This window comes from Streptomyces sp. CB01635 (assembly GCF_002803065.1).
Taxonomy (GTDB): Bacteria; Actinomycetota; Actinomycetes; order Streptomycetales; family Streptomycetaceae; genus Streptomyces.
Genome location: NZ_NNBL01000015.1, coordinates 117,201 through 133,528 on the forward strand (window position 1 = coordinate 117,201; position 16,328 = coordinate 133,528).

Consider the following 16,328-nt stretch of genomic DNA (forward strand, 5'->3'; position numbering starts at 1 on the left):
GAGGCGGCCGGGTACATGGAGACGACGAGTCGGGTAGGCGCGCAGGCGCCCGCGGCGGAAGGGGCCCCCGAGGTCCTGACGGCCCGGCGCACGGTCGACGGCTACCTGCTGGCGCCCTTCCCGTGGTACGGCCTCGACGAGGCGTTCACGGGATCGCGGTGGCTGATGCAGGTCGGCACCTCGGCGGAGGGCGCCGTTGAGCACGGTGCCATCGGGCACGGCGACGAGCCCACCGTGCGGAGCGAAGGACCGGCAGGAAGAGACGCCAAGGAGCGGTTCGCGGTCGTGGTGACCGTGGCGGCCAGCCCCGTGCGGCGCAGCGCCGACGGTACGGGTGTCCTTGAGGCGACCTCGGTCTCCTCGGCGGCCTGGCTCGCGGGAGTCGGCCTGCTCAACGTCACGTGGCCGGGGCAGATGGACCACACCCTGCGCGACGACTGGCTGGACCAGCAGACCGAGACGGCGTGGACCCTCGCGGACGACCTCGAGAGCGCGGACTGGACGACGCTGTCCCTGCCGGTGGACGGCGTCCCGATGCCGTTCCACTACCGGGAGTCGGAGTTCGGCTGGGTCCTCGCCGGGTCGACGCAGGAGGGCGTGCACCTGGGGGCGTACGGGCGCGGCATGAGCGCGTACGGCCTCGGATTCTCGATGATCAAGGACATCGGCGCCTACGAGGCGTAGGGGCTCCGAGTACGCCGATGGGGCACGGTCGCGATGACCGTGCCCCATCGGCTTGAGCCCAGCGGGTCAGAACTTGTTGCGCGGGGTGATTCCCAGCGACATGCCCGACAGGCCGCGCGCGCGGCCGCCCAGCTTGCCGGCGATGGCACGCAGGGCCGAGCCCGCGGGGGAGTCGGGGTCGGTGAGGACCACCGGCTTGCCCTCGTCGCCGCCCTCGCGCAGCCGGACGTCGATCGGGATGGAGCCGAGCACCGGGACGTTCGCCCCGGTCGTCCGCGTGAGGCCCTCGGCGACGCGCTCGCCGCCGCCCGTGCCGAACACGTCGACCATCTCGCCGCAGTGCGGGCACGGCAGCCCCGCCATGTTCTCGACGACGCCGACGATCTTCTGGTGGGTCTGGACCGCGATGGAGCCGGCGCGCTCGGCGACCTCGGCCGCCGCCTGCTGGGGCGTCGTGACGACGAGGATCTCCGCGTTCGGGACGAGCTGCGCGACGGAGATCGCGATGTCGCCCGTGCCCGGCGGCAGGTCGAGGAGCAGGACGTCCAGGTCGCCCCAGAAGACGTCGGCGAGGAACTGCTGGAGTGCGCGGTGCAGCATCGGGCCGCGCCACACGACCGGCGCGTTGCCCGGCGTGAACATGCCGATCGAGATGACCTTCACGCCGTTCGCCGACGGCGGCATGATCATGTTCTCGACCTGGGTGGGACGGCCCTCGGCGCCCAGCATGCGCGGCACGCTGTGGCCGTAGATGTCGGCGTCCACGACGCCGACCTTCAGGCCGTCGGCGGCCATCGCGGCCGCGAGGTTCACCGTCACCGAGGACTTGCCGACGCCGCCCTTGCCGGACGCCACCGCGTACACACGGGTCAGCGAGCCGGGCTTGGCGAAGGGCACCTCACGCTCGGCCGTGCCGCCGCGCAGCGCGGTGGCGAGCTCCTTTCGCTGCTCGTCGCCCATCACGTCCAGCGTGACGTCGACGCGCGTGACGCCCTCGACGGCCGCGACCGCGTCGGTCACGTTCTTCGTGATGGTCTCGCGCATGGGACAGCCGGAGACAGTGAGGTACACGGTGACCGCGACCGCGCCATCCGCGTCGATCTCCACAGATTTGACCATCCCCAGCTCGGTGATGGGTCGCTGGATCTCGGGGTCGTTCACCGTCGCCAGTGCTTCACGCACCGCGTCTTCCGTAGCCATACGCCGATAGTACGGCGCGGTAACCCTTGTCCGGAAAGCCCTGTCAGCGGTCGTCTACGTCACGTCGGTGACTCGCGTCGGAAGAAGAGCCCGCCGGGAAGGTGACGCGCTGGTCCTCCAGCTCCTTGAGCAGGTCCTGGAGTTCGGAGCGGATCCAGTCGCGGGTGGCGACTTCGCCGAGGCCCATGCGCAGGGCGGCGACCTCGCGGCTGAGGTACTCGGTGTCGGCGATGGACCGCTCGTTCTGCTTGCGGTCCTGTTCGAGGTTGACCTTGTCACGGTCGTCCTGCCGGTTCTGCGCGAGCAGGATGAGCGGAGCGGCGTACGAGGCCTGGAGCGAGAGCATCAGGGTCAGGAAGATGAACGGGTACTGGTCGAAGCGCAGATTGCCCGGCGCCGAGACGTTCCACACGACCCACGCGATGATGATCACCGTCATCCAGACGATGAACCGGCCCGTCCCCAGGAAGCGCGCGATCCGCTCCGAGAGGCGTCCGAAGGCCTCCGGGTCGTAGTCGGGCAGCAACTTGCGGCGCGGGGGGCGCGGCAGGTCGAGCCGGAAGCGCGGCGCCCGCGCGGCTTCGGGACGGCCGTCCCGCTCGCGCTCAGCCGGCGCCATGGCTCACCTCCCCGTCGGCCAGGTGGAACTCCTGCTCACGCCAGTCCTCCGGCAGCATGTGGTCGAGGACGTCGTCCACAGTGACCGCGCCGAGCAGCGAACCGCTCTCGTCGACGACGGGCGCCGCCACCATGTCGTAGGTCGCGAAGAACCCGGCGACGACCGGGAGCGCGGCGGACGGCGCGAGGGCCTGGAGGGCCTCGTCGAGCATCGACGAGACCAGCGTGTACGGGGGATCGCGCAGCAGCCGCTGGAAGTGCACCGTGCCGAGGTACTTGCCGGTGGGCGTCTCGTCCGGCGGCCGGCAGACGTACACCTGCGCGGCGAGCGCGGGGGAGAGGTCGGGGTTGCGGACCCGGGCCAGCGCGTCGGCGACGGTCGCGTCGGGCCGCAGCACGATCGGCTCGGTCGTCATCAGACCGCCCGCCGTCCTTTCCTCGTACGCCATCAGGCGCCGCACGTCGGCCGCGTCAGAGGGCTGCATCAGCGCGAGCAGCCGCTCCTTGTCGTCCTCGGGCAGCTCGCGGAGCAGGTCGGCCGCGTCGTCCGGGTCCATCTCCTCCAGGACGTCGGCGGCGCGCTCCTCCTTGAGCTTGCCGAGGATCTCGATCTGGTCGTCCTCGGGCAGCTCCTCGAGGACGTCCGCGAGGCGCTCGTTCGTGAGGGCCGACGCGACCTCGGCACGGCGCTTGGGTGAGAGGTGGTGCAGGACGTTGGCGAGGTCGGCCGGGCGAAGCTGCTCGAACGTGGCAAGGAGGTTCTCGGCGCCCTGCCCGTGTTCCTCCAGCGAGAACCCGTCGACGGCCGACCACTCGACGGTGAGCGTCTCGCCCTTGGCGCGGCGGAACGCGCCGCCGCTCTTGCCCTTCCGTACGAAGACCCGGTCGATCTCCCAGTCCCTGCGCGCCGGCAACTGCTGGATGGAGACGTCAAGGACCGTCACCTCCTCACCGGACTCGACGAGCCGCACCCGCCGGTCGAGCATCTCGCCGAGGACGAGCCGCTCGGTGGGCCGCTGCTCGAAGCGCCGCACGTTCAGTACGCCGGTGGTGATGACCTGGCCGGACTCGATGCCGGTCACGCGGGTCATCGGCAGGAAGATGCGGCGCCGCGTGGAGAGCTCCACGACGAGCCCGAGCAGCCGGGGCGGGCGGCGGCCGACACGCAGCATGGCGACGAGATCGCGGACGCGCCCCACCATGTCGCCGTTGGGGTCGAAGACGGCGATGCCGGAGAGATGCGAGACGAAGATCCGGGGCGCGCCTGCCGCCATGCGCCGCGCCTCCTTTGCATCCGCATTTGTCCTGAAGGTGTGTTTCAGGCTAGCCCGTCCCGGTCCCGTGCGCCTTTGCGCTGCGTCCGGACGGACTGGCTCCGTTCACCGCAGGTGACACGGGTACGCTGCCGTTCTGCCGCCGAGCAAGACGTCGTACGAGAGGTAGCGCGAGCCGTGACCGTACTTCCCCTGGCCCGCCGTTCCCATGGGATTTTTCTGGTGGGAGTGATGTGCCTCGGGCTCGCGGCGTGCAGCAGCGAGGATCCGGACGCGGGCACGAACGGCGTCGCCAAACTGACCGCCCCGAAGATCCAGAGCCGCACCGTCAAGGCCGCGCAGGGTGCCGGGGCCGTGCACCTGTCCGGCACGGTCGTCAGCAGCGGACACTCGTACAAGATCGACATGCGGCTCAAGGACGAGGGTGGCACGGGATCCGTCACGACGGCCGGCCGGACCTTCCAGCTGCTGCGGGTCAAGGAGCACCTGTTCCTCAAGGCCGACGCGGACTTCTGGACGCACCAGGGCAGCAAGGGTTCGGGCGGCACGGCGCAGGGGGACACGGCCGCCGCGGACAAGCTCGACGGCAAGTACGTCAAGGTCCCGCAGGGCGACCCGGCCTACAAACGCCTGAGCGGCTTCACCGTCAAGGGCGCGCTCCTGGACGGACTGCTCACCCTGCACGGCAAGGTGGAGAAGGGCGACCGGGGTTCGGCGGGCGGCGTACGCACGGTCGAACTCACCGGCGACAAGGGCGCAGGCGGCACGCTCGACGTCTCCCTTGAGGGCACCCCGTACCCGCTGCGCCTGGAGCGGGCGGGCGGCGCCGGCACGCTCCAACTCACCGACTGGGGCAAGGACTTCACGCTCCGCGAGCCGGGCAAGGGCGAGATGGTGGACTACGGGGCCCAGCTCCCGACGTCCTGAGGCCCTCGCGAAAAGGCCCCTACTTCCCGCGCCGCTTGCGGCGGAGCAGGAGGTGGGGGAGTGCCGCGGGGGCCTCGTGGCGGGTGGTTGCCGTGGTGGCGAGCGGTGCGGCGGCCAGCGCGTCGGACGACGGCGGGACCGTGGACCCCGTCGGCTCCAGGCGGAGCACCCGGCACTCGCGTGCCCAGCGCTCCGGCATCGCCTCGCCGTCCGGCGCGTTCAGGCGCTTGCCCTTCAGCTCGGCGACAGCCGCCTCCCAGCCCTCGGAGTGCGGGGCGAGCTCGACGACGCCGGCCGTCCAGCTCACGAGGCGCCCGCCCTTGTCCTTGCTGCGCACGGTGACGGTCGCCGCCCCGCCGTCGCTGAGGCCGGGCAGGGGCTGCTCGCCGGGCCCGTCGCCGACCAGGTTCGCCGCGCCCTCGTGCCATACGTGCCACAGGGCGCGCTCGGGGCCGGAGGTGCCTCGTACCCAGACGAGGCCGGACTTCTTGGTGGCTTCCTCGACGAGGGCCCGGTCCATCGACAGGGCCGCCGCGGAGCGGCCCGTCGAGGGGTGGTGGTCGGGAGAGGGGCTGGCCTGATCCGTCATGGGCGTCAGCCTATCCGTGCGATTCAGAGCCACCCGTTCCGCTTCAGGATGCGGTGGATTGCGAAACAGGCGCCGACCGTGACACCGAGGACGAGCGGGTAGCCGAACCGCCAGTGGAGCTCCGGCATGTGCTCGAAGTTCATCCCGTAGACGCCACAGACCATCGTCGGTACGGCGATGATCGCCGCCCAGGACGTGATCTTGCGCATGTCCTCGTTCTGCGCGACGGACGCCTGCGCGAGGTTGGCCTGGAGGATGGAGTTGAGCAGTTCGTCGAAGCCGACGACCTGCTCCTGCACGCGCGCGAGGTGGTCGGCGACGTCACGGAAGTACTTCTGGATGTCCGGGTCGACGAGCCGCATCGGCCGCTCACTCAGCAGCTGCATGGGCCGCTGGAGCGGCGCCACCGCCCGCTTGAACTCCAGGACTTCGCGCTTGAGCTGGTAGATCCGCCCCGCGTCGGTGCCGCGCGGAGCGCCCTTGCCCGTCTGCGAGAAGACGTCCGTCTCGACCTCGTCGATGTCGTCCTGCATCGCGTCGGCGACGGCGAGATAGCCGTCGACGACGTGGTCCGCGATGGCGTGCAGGACGGCGGACGGCCCCTTGGCGAGCAGCTCGGGGTCGTCCTGGAGACGGTGCCGCAGCGCCCGCAGCGAGCCCTGGCCGCCGTGCCGGACGGTGATGAAGAAGTCCCGCCCGGTGAAGCACATCACCTCGCCGGTCTCCACGACCTCGCTGGTCGCGGTGAGTTCGGCGTGCTCGACGTAGTGGATGGTCTTGAAGACGGTGAACAGGGTGTCGTCGTAGCGCTCCAGCTTGGGGCGCTGGTGGGCGTGGACGGCGTCCTCGACGGCGAGCGGGTGGAGCCCGAACTCGGCCGCGATACCGGCGAATTCGGACTCGGTCGGCTCGTGCAGCCCGATCCAGGCGAAGCCGCCCTCGCGGCGCGCCTTGCGGATCGCGCCGGCGGGCGTCAGGCAGTCGTTGTCGTGGACGCGGGCGCCGTCGCGGTAGACGGCGCAGTCGACGACGGCCGTGGACGTCGACGGGTCGCGGGTGGTGTCGTACGGGGCTGACGTGCTGCCGGTCTCGCGCGGCGCGGGGCGGACAGCGGCACGCAGATCACGGATCATCGACATGGGCAGGCTCCTTCGCGGGCGGGAGCCGCCGGTGGCCATACGGGTCGGCGCTAACCGGAATGAGGACGTCCTGACTACGGATCCTGTGTGCACGTCCACAAAGCGGGGAGCACCGCGACCGGCGCGGTGGCGGCTTCGCTACTGATTCAGATCAGGCGGAAACGAAGTGCTCTTCCGTGGTGCGCAGACAGACTGGAGCGTGCGCGGAAAGCCGGGAAAATGCGGCTCAGTGGCCGGAAGAGCGGGTGGTACTGCACGGTCGACTTCGGTCCATTGCAGCCCCACCTCCTCCAGCCGGTCCCCCGTGAGGGACGACGTCTCATCCCTCGCAGGGGACGCATATAGGTCAGGGGCTTGAAAGCAACGCTTGGCGTGCTGCCCCTACCAGCGGCCAAGACTATCAGCCGACTGAAGAAGCGAGCCCAGCCTCTACCCATTGGATACGAGTTCTATGCTCGCGACATGGGAGATGTTCTTGCTCTGGTCGAGGCCCGACTCCGTACGGCTCTCGGTGAACCGGACGCGCGCGCCGCGGTCACGTTCCTCGGCACCGACCGCATCGAGGTGCTGCGCTTCACGGACGCGGCGGACACCGGCCTCGTGCGCTACGCCACGCTCGGTATGTCGGCCGCCCCCATGGCCGACCCGACGTCCGCGCTCGCCGACCCGCTCAAGGGCCCGCGCGCGGAGCTCGTGCTGTCGGTGCGCACCGGCCGCGCCGACACCGACAAGGTGCTGCGCCCGCTCGCCGTACTCGCCGCGTCGCCGCAGGTCGAGGGTGTCGTCGTGGCCGCGGGCGCCTCGCTCGACGTGGGTGAACCCCTGTGGCCCGGCGCCCCGTTCACGTCGGTGCTCGTCGCGGGGTCCGGGGGCCTCGTGGAGGACCTGGAACTGGACGATCCGCTGGATCCCGTACGGTTCCTGCCGCTGCTGCCGATGACGCAGAACGAGGCGGCGTGGAAGCGGGTGCACGGCGCTGCCGCCCTCGAGGAGAAGTGGCTGAACAGCGGAACGGACCTGCGGGATCCGCTGCGCAAGTCCGTGCCGCTCGACCAGTGACCGGCGCGGGAAGTTCGCACGGAGAGCGTGGGCGTACACACGCAATGAATTGGCCCAGCTGACTACTGCAGACTGCATCCAATTTTTCCGGGGAAGTGCTGTGAGGTCCCGCCCCCGGAAGGGTGATCGTCCTTGACGGAGTGGGAGTCGGGGAGGACCGTTGGGCCTTATGAGGGGCGAACCCAGTTGCCCGAAGTGTGGTGGCCGGGTCAGGGCTCCCGGCCTCTTCTCCGACTCCTGGCAGTGCGACGTGCACGGGGCGGTGCATCCGCTGCAGCCCGTGATCCCGCCCAGCGTCGAGGCGCTCACCGTCGTGGCGCACCGCGCCCAGGTGCCGGTGTGGATGCCGTGGCCGCTGCCCGTCGGGTGGCTCTTCACCGGGGTGGTCAGCGCGGGCGACGACCGCACGGGCGGCAGGGCGACCGCGGTGGCGTGCTCGGGCCCCGGACCGCTCGGCGGCGTGGGGGAGATGCTGCTCGTCGCGGAGGAACTCGGCGTCGGCCTCGGCGCCCGGTACGCGGGCGTCGACGGCCCCGACCCCGGCCCGTACATGACGGTCGAGAAGCCGCCCGAGGCCAAGGTCCTCGCCGCCGGACGCCCGACCCCGATGTGGCACGTCTCGGGCGCGCCCGACGACCGTGCGGTCTTCGCGGGCGAGGCGTGCGGGCTGTGGGTGTGGGCGATCGTGTGGCCCGAGCAGACCGGGCTCCTGATGTACGACGAGCTGGTCCTGACCGACCTGCGCGACGTGGGCGCCGAGGTCGACCTGGTGCCCTGCGGCGCGCTGTCGCCACGCATCCTCACGTAAGGGGTCATACCGGGAGGCGACGGTGACGGGAGTGCTCCGGATCCCCGTTATCCTTGAGCGTCCCCTTCCGTCCGTTCAGAGCCTGGAGTACGCGCGTGCGCATCGATCTGCACACCCACTCCACCGCCTCCGACGGCACGGACACCCCGGCCGAGCTGGTCCGCAACGCGGGGGCCGCCGGTCTGGACGTCGTCGCGCTCACCGACCACGACACGAGCCGCGGTTACGCGGAGGCCGTCGCCGCGCTGCCGGCCGGACTCACGCTCGTCACCGGCGCCGAACTCTCCTGCCGCCTCGACGGCGTGGGCCTGCACATGCTGGCCTACCTCTTCGACCCCGACGAGCCCGAGCTGCTGCGCGAGCGCGAGCTCGTACGGGACGACCGGGTGCCGCGCGCGCAGGGCATGGTCACCAAGCTCCAGGACCTCGGCGTGCCCGTGAGCTGGGAACAGGTCGCCCGCATCGCCGGCGAAGGGTCCGTCGGCCGCCCGCACGTCGCGGAGGCCCTCGTCGAACTCGGCGTCGTCGGATCCGTCTCCGACGCCTTCACGCCCGACTGGCTCGCCGACGGCGGCCGCGCATACGTCGGCAAGCACGAACTCGACCCCTTCGACGCGATCCGCCTGGTCAAGGCGGCGGGCGGGGTCACCGTGTTCGCACACCCGGCGGCCGTCAAGCGCGGGCAGGTCGTGCCCGAGTCGGCGATGGCGGACCTGGCCGCGGCCGGACTCGACGGCATCGAGACCGACCACATGGACCACGAACCGGCCACGCGGGCCCGCCTGCGCGGCCTCGCCGCCGACCTCGGCCTCCTGGCCACGGGCTCCTCCGACTACCACGGCAGCCGGAAGACGTGCGTACTCGGCGAGTTCACCACCGACCCCGAGGTGTACGGGGAGATCACGCGCCGGGCGACCGGGGCGTTTCCCGTGCCGGGGGCGGGCGGAACCACCGCGTAACCCGCGACCTGCCGCGATCCGGCGGGCCGCTCCTCTCATGTCCCGGTGCGGGCTCACGCACCGCACCCCCACGCACAACGCGTCCCGGCTGATCCCGCGGACCCCACTCGCAAGGCCACACCGTGTTCGATGTCGCTGTTTTCGGATCCCTTTTTCTCACGCTATTCGTGATTATGGACCCCCCTGGGATCACCCCGATCTTCCTCGCGCTCACCGCGGGCCGGCCCGCCAAGGTGCAGAAGCGGATGGCCTTCCAGGCCGTCTGTGTCGCCTTCGGCGTCATCGCGGTGTTCGGGCTCCTGGGCCACCAGATCCTCGACTACCTGCATGTCTCCGTCCCCGCGCTCATGATCGCGGGCGGCCTGCTGCTGCTCCTCATCGCGCTCGACCTGCTCACCGGCAAGACTGACGAACCGAAGCAGACCAAGGACGTGAACGTCGCGCTCGTGCCGCTCGGCATGCCGCTGCTCGCGGGCCCCGGCGCGATCGTGTCCGTCATCCTCGCCGTGCAGAAGGCGGACAGCGCCGCGACGCAGGTGTCGGTGTGGGCCGCGATCGTCGCCATCCATGTCGTGCTGTGGTTCGTGATGCGCTACTCGCTGCTGATCATCCGCGTCATCAAGGACGGCGGCGTGGTCCTGGTGACGCGCCTCGCGGGCATGATGCTCTCCGCGATCGCCGTGCAGCAGATCATCAACGGCGTGACCCAGGTGATCCAGGGCTCCTGACACCGAGCCCCCTGGCGCCGAGCCCCCGCCCCGCGCACGCAAAAAAGCCCCCGTACGGATCTCGTACGGGGGCTCTGAAGCGTGTTATTCGATTACGTACGGTGTATCAGGAGTCGTCGTCGCGTTACGAGGCCGGCGACTCGGCCGGGCGGATGTAGAGGCGCTGCCCTATGGCGGCCGCCTGCTGAACGATCCGGTTGACGGAGGCGGCGTCCACGACGGTGCTGTCCACGGCGGTTCCGTCGACATCGTCGAGTCGCATGATTTCGAAGCGCATACCCGCTTCTCCCTTCGTCTGGTCATCCTCCTGGAGGAGAACTACTGGTACGGAGCAACAGTCTTGCCCCGTCGAACGGCCAGGCGGTTGCCTGACCGTTAAGAGTGGATTGCGCGGCTTCAGTGCCGCGCCTTCTGAAGAGATCAACGAGTTGCCCCCAGCAAACATTCCCTACGCTAAGGAAATTTTTCGCGAGGCTAATTACCCACGGGTAGTGGGACCGGTTGTGTTCGCAGTGTGACGGCCGGGACAATGGGCCGCATATGAACGACGACCTGACGGCCATCCGCGTGGAGCTCGACCGTACGAACGAGCTGCTCAAGCGCATGCTCGCCGAAGTGGCCAAGACCCCGTCCACCCACGCGATCTTCGTGGACGCCGGATACCTCTACGCCGCCGCCGGCCGCCTCGTCACCGGGACCGAGGACCGCAGAGCCTTCGACCTCGACGCCGAAGGCATCGTCGACGCCCTCATCGACAAGGCCCGCACGATCTTCGCGGACAGCCGGCTGCTGCGCGTCTACTGGTACGACGGCGCCCGGCGACGTATCCACACGAACGAACAGCAGTCGATCGCCGAGCTGCCCGACGTCAAGGTCAGGCTCGGCAACCTCAACGCCCACAACCAGCAGAAGGGCGTCGACTCCCTGATCCGCACGGACCTCGAGTCGCTCGCCCGGCACCGCGCCATCAGCGACGCCGCGCTGATCGGCGGGGACGAGGACCTCGTCTCTGCGGTCGAGGCCGCACAGGGCTACGGCGCACGCGTCCACCTGTGGGGCATCGAGGCGCCCGAGGGCGCCAACCAGGCGGACCCGCTCCGGTGGGAGGTCGACAGTCAGCGCACGTTCGACCTGGCGTTCTTCAAGCCGTACGTGTCCCGGCGCACCGCCACGGCGACGTACGAGAACGCGGGCACGCCCCGCCCCTCGCGGGAGGACGTGCGCTTCGTCGGCGCGCAGATCGCCGCGAAGTGGCTCGCCGCGCGCGGCAGGGAGTCACTGGTGGAGCTGCTGCCGGGGCACCCGTATCTGCCCGGGCCCGTCGACCAGGAGTTGCTGGTCGAGGCGGAGGCGCTGCTGCAGTACTCGCTGCGGGGGCAGTCCGATCTGCGGCGCGCCCTGCGGGACGGCTTCTGGAGCCATCTCCAGGCGCAGTACTAGTACGGCGCCCTCCGGCTAGACCACGGGCGGGTGCAGATCCCAGAACTCCGCCAGGGCCGTCGCGGTCTCCTGGGGGCGGTCCGTGTTCGGGGAGTGCTCCGCGCCCGCGATGACGGTCCTGCGGGCCGAGAGGCGTACGGCCATCGAGTCGAGGAGCTGCACCGGCCAGGTGTCGTCGCGCTCGCCCGACAGCACGTGCCTGGGCAGCCGGACGGCCGCCAGCTCGTCGACCAGGTCGGGTTCCGTGCACAGCTGGCGGCCGGTCGCGATGAGCTGCGCCGGACTGTTGAGCAGCCAGCGGTGCCGCAGGGCGGCGGCGTCGTCCGCGCCCGCTCCGGGGGCATCCGTCTCCTCCGGTGCGTCGAGCGCCTGTATCGCGTCCCAGACCTGCGCCATGTCGAGCACCGCGAGTGCGTCCCGCAGCAGCTTGACCCGCTCCTGCTGCGACGGCGAGATCTGGGCCGGGCCCGAGGACATGAGGGTGAGCGAGGCGAACGGCGTCGCGTCGATCAGCACGGCGGCCCGGGCGATCTGCCCGCCGAGCGAGTGCCCCACCAGATGCAGCGGCGTCCCGTCGTCCACGACGGCCGCCTGCGCGAGCACGTCGCGGGCCAACTCCCGCTGCGCGTAAGGGGATTCGTCGTCGAGGGGACCCGTCGACTCGTACTGCCCGCGCCCGTCCACGGCGACCGTGCGGTACCCGGCGGCGGCGAGTGGCACGTGCAGGGCGATGAAGTCCTCCTTGCTGCCGGTGAACCCGGGCAGCAGGAGGGCGGTGCCGGTGTGCCCGGCGTCCTGCGGACCGGCACTGATGGCGGCGAAGTCGCCGCGCTCGGTCCGAAGAACGTGGGCGACGGCGCCGGGCGGCGGGACGAAAACGGGAGGCCGACTCATGCGACGAGGCTAACCGCAGCGCCGCCGCGGGTCATTCGGGGACGGGGCGGGGCTCTCCGCGACCTCCGTGACCGTGAACGCCGATGGCCCGGCCCCGCTTTCGCGGGTGCCGGGCCATCGGCTTGCTACGTGGTCCTGCTCAGCTCTCCGTCGGCTCCGCGGTCTTGCGGGTGCGGCGGCGGGGCTTGGCGGGCGCCTCCTCGGCGGACGCGTCGGCGGTGGCCTTGGGGGCCGCGGCCTTGCGCGTGCGCTTCGGCTTCGTCTCCGTGACCTCGGCAGCCGCGTCGACGGTCGCCTTGGGGGCGGCGGCCTTACGGGTGCGCTTGGGCTTGGTCTCCGCAGGAGCCTCGACCGCCTCGACCGTGTCGGCGACAGCCTCCGCGGTCTTGCGGGTGCGGCGGCGCGGCTTGGTCTCGGCCTCCTCGGCGACGACCGCGTCGGCGGTGGCCTTCGGGGCGGCGGTCTTGCGGGTGCGCTTCGGCTTGGCCTCGGCGACCTCCGTCGCCTCGACGGTGTCCGCCACGGCCTCGGCCTTGGGCGCCGCCTTGCGGGTGCGCTTGGGCTTGGTCTCCGCAGGAGCCTCGACCGACTCGACGGCCTCGACCGTGTCGACGACGGCCTCCGCGGCCTTGCGGGTGCGGCGGCGCGGCCTCGGGACCGTCGCCTCGACGGTCTCGGCGGCCTCCTCGGAGGCGGCCGCCTTGGGGACGGCGGCCTTGCGGGTGCGCTTCGGCTTGGTCTCCACGGCCTCGGGCGCCTCGACCGTGTCGGCGACAGCCTCGGCCGTCACGACGGCGGCGGTCTCGACGACGGCCTCCGGCGCGGCGCCCGTACGGGTGCGACGGCGACGACGCGGCGTACGCGGCTCCACCACCGTGGCGTCCACGGCCTCGGAGGCCGCGACAGCCTCGGCCGGAGCCGTCTTCGGCTCGTTCGCCGTCGGGGCGGCCACCGGCTCGCCGTTGCGGATACGGCGACGGCGACGCGGCGTCGTACGCGCCGGACGCGGCTCGCGCTCGCGCTCCTCGACGGGAGCCGGAGCGGCCGTGCGGCCACCACGGCCGCCGCGCCCGCCACGGCCACCGGTCTCGCCGAGGTCCTCGACCTCTTCGGCGGCAAGGCCGGCCCGGGTGCGCTCGGCGCGCGGCAGCACGCCCTTCGTGCCGGCCGGGATGTTCAGCTCCTCGTACAGGTGCGGAGACGACGAGTACGTCTCGACCGGGTCGGGGAACTTCAGGTCCAGCGCCTTGTTGATCAGCTGCCAGCGCGGGATGTCGTCCCAGTCGACCAGCGTGATCGCGATGCCCTTGGCGCCCGCGCGGCCCGTACGGCCGATGCGGTGCAGGTACGTCTTCTCGTCCTCGGGGGACTGGTAGTTGATGACGTGCGTCACACCCTCGACGTCGATGCCGCGAGCGGCGACGTCGGTGCAGACGAGCACGTCCACCTTGCCGTTGCGGAACGCCCGCAGGGCCTGCTCACGCGCGCCCTGGCCGAGGTCACCGTGGACGGCGCCGGACGCGAAGCCGCGCTTCTGCAGCTGGTCGGCGATGTCCGCGGCGGTCCGCTTCGTACGGCAGAAGATCATCGCGAGCCCGCGGCCGTCGGCCTGCAGGATGCGCGCGACCATCTCCGGCTTGTCCATGTTGTGCGCGCGGTAGACGTGCTGCGAGGTGTTCGCGACCGTCGCGCCCTCGCCGTCGGGCGACGTGGCGCGGATGTGCGTCGGCTGCGACATGTAGCGACGGGCCAGGCCGATGACGGCGCCGGGCATCGTCGCGGAGAACAGCATGGTCTGGCGCTTCGCCGGAAGCATGTTGATGATCTTCTCGACGTCGGGCAGGAAGCCCAGGTCGAGCATCTCGTCGGCCTCGTCGAGGACGAGGGACTTGATGTGCTTCAGGTTGAGCTTCTTCTGGCCCGCGAGGTCCAGGAGACGGCCCGGGGTGCCGACGACGACGTCGATGCCCTTCTTGAGGGCCTCGACCTGCGGCTCGTAGGCGCGGCCGCCGTATATGGCGAGGACGCGCACATTGCGCACCTTGCCGGCGGTCAGCAGGTCGTTCGTGACCTGCTGGCACAGCTCACGGGTGGGGACGACGACGAGTGCCTGCGGGGCGTCGGTCAGCTGCTCGGGCTGCGCCCGGCCCGCCTCGACGTCCGCGGGCACGGTGACGCGCTCGAGGAGCGGAAGCCCGAAGCCGAGCGTCTTGCCGGTGCCGGTCTTGGCCTGGCCGATGACGTCGGTGCCGGAGAGCGCTACGGGGAGCGTCATCTCCTGGATGGGGAAGGGGTTGATGATGCCGACGGCCTCGAGGGCTTCGGCGGTCTCGGGAAGGATCCCGAGCTCTCGGAACGTGGAAAGCTGCTGCGTAGTCAGGGTGTTGCCTCTTCTGTGAGACGCGGTGCGAGGCGAACGCGGGGGTCGTGACCGTGCCGATTGATCGCCGGTCGCCAGCGAGAGGCGGGCGGGCCGGGTGACGCGGGACCACTGCCGACGCTCGAGCGCTCGTGCCGCTGAGGGTCCCTCCTCATGCCGTACGTCGTGTGACGTACCGCCCGGAGGGCTGTCGGGTCGGAGCCGATCGGGCCACCGACCGGGCATCCTCATTCATGAAGCCCGTCGAAACGCGTAAAAACAGACACCTAAAAGTGTTGCTCGTACCCGGCGGGCTCTTTACCACCATACCCCGGAATCGCGCATGTGCGATGGCCGAATTGGTCACGTAGTCGTCGTCACAGTCATTGACCAGGGACTTCCGTGCGGCGGCCGGCGGGCTATTGTGCGCTTCATGGAGACGCCCGACACTGCCGCCGCAGCCGACGAACCCACCGGAATCGCCGCCCAGGACTGGGCGAAGGCATCCGTCGACCCCCATTACCGCGCAGCGGTCGTGGATCTGCTCGGCGCACTCGCGTACGGAGAGCTGGCCGCCTTCGAGCGGCTCGCCGAGGACGCGAAGCTGGCGCCGACGCTCGGCGACAAGGCCGAACTCGCGAAAATGGCGTCCGCCGAATTCCACCACTTCGAGCAGCTTCACGACCGGCTCTCGGCGATCGGCGTCGCGCCGACCGAGGCAATGGAGCCCTTCGTCGCCGCGCTCGACGGCTTCCACAAGCAGACCGCGCCGTCGGACTGGCTGGAAGGCCTGGTCAAGGCGTACGTCGGCGACTCGATCGCCAGTGACTTCTACCGCGAGGTCGCCGCGCGCCTCGACTCGGACACCCGCTCCCTCGTCCTCGCCGTTCTCGACGACACGGGGCACGCCAGCTTCGCCGTGGAGAAGGTACGGGCCGCGATCGAGGCCGAGCCGCGCGTGGGCGGGCGGCTCGCGCTGTGGGCGCGACGCCTGATGGGTGAGGCGCTCTCGCAGTCGCAGCGGGTCGTCGCCGACCGGGACGCCCTGTCGACGATGCTCGTCGGCGGCGTGGCCGACGGTTTCGACCTCGCGGAGGTCGGCCGGATGTTCTCGCGGATCACGGAGGCGCACACCAAGCGGATGGCCGCGCTGGGGCTCGCGGCCTGAGGCCGCCTCACCGCCGGTCGGTCACGGCCTAGGCCGGCGCCGACCGGCGGACTGGGGCAGAGGGGCGGAGCAGCAGCGACAGGAGCGCCACGCCCACGACGACCGCTCCGACGAGGGTGGCGAGGGCGTGACCGGAGCCGAGCGCCGTGTGGGTCAGAAATGCCCCGAAGAGCGCGCCCGCGATTCCCGTCGGCAGTACGAGCGCCCGGGGCGGGAGCCGGCGGGGCAGGCGGACAGTCGCGGCCCAGCCGAGGCCGAAGCCGAGCAGGGCGGAGCCGAGCGCTTCCAGAAGCATTGTGTGGGGTCCCTCCCGCGTTGGCCGTGGTGCAAATCGGTCTTGACCGGTGTACCCCCAGGCCGCGGAATGCAATCCTCCCCGTATGGGTCCGCTGTGCTCGCGCTGTGAAGGCCGGGACGTCGCGGACAGGCACGGGAAGGGCCCGGTGGCTGTTGTCACCGGGCCCTTCCCGTATGTCTTTCGT

17 protein-coding genes are annotated in these 16,328 nt (G+C 70.9%); 8 read left to right on the top strand and 9 right to left on the bottom strand.

The window, feature by feature from the left end:
- The first annotated feature begins 15 nt into the window (after positions 1-15).
- Positions 16-684, top strand: coding sequence for a hypothetical protein (locus CG723_RS29895; protein ID WP_100596633.1), 669 nt, complete (start codon positions 16-18; stop codon positions 682-684).
- 66 nt (positions 685-750) lie between these two features.
- Here the strand turns inward: CG723_RS29895 and CG723_RS29900 are convergent, their stop codons facing one another.
- The 3 genes from CG723_RS29900 to CG723_RS29910 are packed head-to-tail and all read right to left on the bottom strand — an operon-like array spanning position 751 to position 3,776.
- Positions 751-1,884, bottom strand: coding sequence for an Mrp/NBP35 family ATP-binding protein (locus CG723_RS29900; RefSeq protein WP_100596634.1), 1,134 nt, complete (start codon positions 1,882-1,884; stop codon positions 751-753).
- 43 nt (positions 1,885-1,927) lie between these two features.
- Positions 1,928-2,503 carry a DUF1003 domain-containing protein gene (locus CG723_RS29905; RefSeq protein WP_100596635.1) on the bottom strand — a complete coding sequence of 192 codons (576 nt, stop codon included), beginning with the start codon at positions 2,501-2,503 and terminating at the stop codon, positions 1,928-1,930.
- Positions 2,490-3,776 carry a magnesium transporter MgtE N-terminal domain-containing protein gene (locus CG723_RS29910; RefSeq protein WP_100596636.1) on the bottom strand — a complete coding sequence of 429 codons (1,287 nt, stop codon included), beginning with the start codon at positions 3,774-3,776 and terminating at the stop codon, positions 2,490-2,492. Before CG723_RS29910 ends, CG723_RS29905 begins: the two co-directional genes overlap by 14 nt.
- Before the next feature lie 177 nt (positions 3,777-3,953).
- Here CG723_RS29910 and CG723_RS29915 point away from each other — a divergent pair, with 177 nt between their 5' ends.
- Positions 3,954-4,703: a hypothetical protein gene (locus tag CG723_RS29915; RefSeq protein ID WP_398375694.1), complete on the top strand. Its 750-nt coding sequence runs from the start codon at positions 3,954-3,956 to the stop codon at positions 4,701-4,703.
- Between the two features lie 19 nt (positions 4,704-4,722).
- Here CG723_RS29915 and CG723_RS29920 read toward each other — a convergent pair whose 3' ends face one another.
- Both CG723_RS29920 and CG723_RS29925 read right to left on the bottom strand, forming a co-directional pair.
- Positions 4,723-5,223, bottom strand: coding sequence for a hypothetical protein (locus CG723_RS29920; RefSeq protein ID WP_100596695.1), 501 nt, complete (start codon positions 5,221-5,223; stop codon positions 4,723-4,725).
- A gap of 92 nt (positions 5,224-5,315) precedes the next feature.
- The gene (locus CG723_RS29925) at positions 5,316-6,431 is read right to left on the bottom strand and encodes a magnesium and cobalt transport protein CorA (RefSeq protein ID WP_100596637.1); all 1,116 of its coding nucleotides are present in this window, start codon (positions 6,429-6,431) and stop codon (positions 5,316-5,318) included.
- 462 nt (positions 6,432-6,893) lie between these two features.
- Here CG723_RS29925 and CG723_RS29930 point away from each other — a divergent pair, with 462 nt between their 5' ends.
- The 4 genes from CG723_RS29930 to CG723_RS29945 all read left to right on the top strand — a co-directional run bounded on the left by CG723_RS29930 (position 6,894) and on the right by CG723_RS29945 (position 9,985).
- Positions 6,894-7,490: a suppressor of fused domain protein gene (locus CG723_RS29930; protein WP_100596638.1), complete on the top strand. Its 597-nt coding sequence runs from the start codon at positions 6,894-6,896 to the stop codon at positions 7,488-7,490.
- 169 nt (positions 7,491-7,659) lie between these two features.
- The gene (locus CG723_RS29935; protein WP_100596639.1) at positions 7,660-8,298 is read left to right on the top strand and encodes a DUF6758 family protein; all 639 of its coding nucleotides are present in this window, start codon (positions 7,660-7,662) and stop codon (positions 8,296-8,298) included.
- 95 nt (positions 8,299-8,393) lie between these two features.
- A complete protein-coding gene (locus CG723_RS29940; protein ID WP_100596640.1) occupies positions 8,394-9,257 on the top strand; it encodes a PHP domain-containing protein in 864 nt (287 codons plus the stop codon).
- A gap of 122 nt (positions 9,258-9,379) precedes the next feature.
- A complete protein-coding gene (locus CG723_RS29945; RefSeq protein ID WP_100596641.1) occupies positions 9,380-9,985 on the top strand; it encodes a MarC family protein in 606 nt (201 codons plus the stop codon).
- 124 nt (positions 9,986-10,109) lie between these two features.
- On the opposite strand, the gene CG723_RS47025 is transcribed toward CG723_RS29945, so the two are convergent.
- On the bottom strand, positions 10,110-10,262 hold the full coding sequence (locus CG723_RS47025) for a hypothetical protein (protein ID WP_165914635.1): 153 nt from the start codon (positions 10,260-10,262) through the stop codon (positions 10,110-10,112).
- A gap of 263 nt (positions 10,263-10,525) precedes the next feature.
- Here CG723_RS47025 and CG723_RS29950 point away from each other — a divergent pair, with 263 nt between their 5' ends.
- Positions 10,526-11,425 carry an NYN domain-containing protein gene (locus CG723_RS29950; RefSeq protein ID WP_100596642.1) on the top strand — a complete coding sequence of 300 codons (900 nt, stop codon included), beginning with the start codon at positions 10,526-10,528 and terminating at the stop codon, positions 11,423-11,425.
- A 15-nt stretch (positions 11,426-11,440) separates the two neighbouring features.
- Here CG723_RS29950 and CG723_RS29955 read toward each other — a convergent pair whose 3' ends face one another.
- Both CG723_RS29955 and CG723_RS29960 read right to left on the bottom strand, forming a co-directional pair.
- Complete coding sequence (locus CG723_RS29955; RefSeq protein WP_100596643.1) at positions 11,441-12,319, bottom strand: alpha/beta fold hydrolase; 879 nt, start codon at positions 12,317-12,319, stop codon at positions 11,441-11,443.
- Positions 12,320-12,458: 139 nt separating this feature from the next.
- Positions 12,459-14,594: a DEAD/DEAH box helicase gene (locus tag CG723_RS29960; RefSeq protein WP_199841938.1), complete on the bottom strand. Its 2,136-nt coding sequence runs from the start codon at positions 14,592-14,594 to the stop codon at positions 12,459-12,461.
- A 517-nt stretch (positions 14,595-15,111) separates the two neighbouring features.
- Here CG723_RS29960 and CG723_RS29965 point away from each other — a divergent pair.
- The gene (locus CG723_RS29965; RefSeq protein WP_100596696.1) at positions 15,112-15,846 is read left to right on the top strand and encodes a ferritin-like fold-containing protein; all 735 of its coding nucleotides are present in this window, start codon (positions 15,112-15,114) and stop codon (positions 15,844-15,846) included.
- 28 nt (positions 15,847-15,874) lie between these two features.
- Here the strand turns inward: CG723_RS29965 and CG723_RS29970 are convergent, their stop codons facing one another.
- Positions 15,875-16,141, bottom strand: coding sequence for a hypothetical protein (locus tag CG723_RS29970; RefSeq protein WP_100596645.1), 267 nt, complete (start codon positions 16,139-16,141; stop codon positions 15,875-15,877).
- Positions 16,142-16,328: the final 187 nt, after the last annotated feature.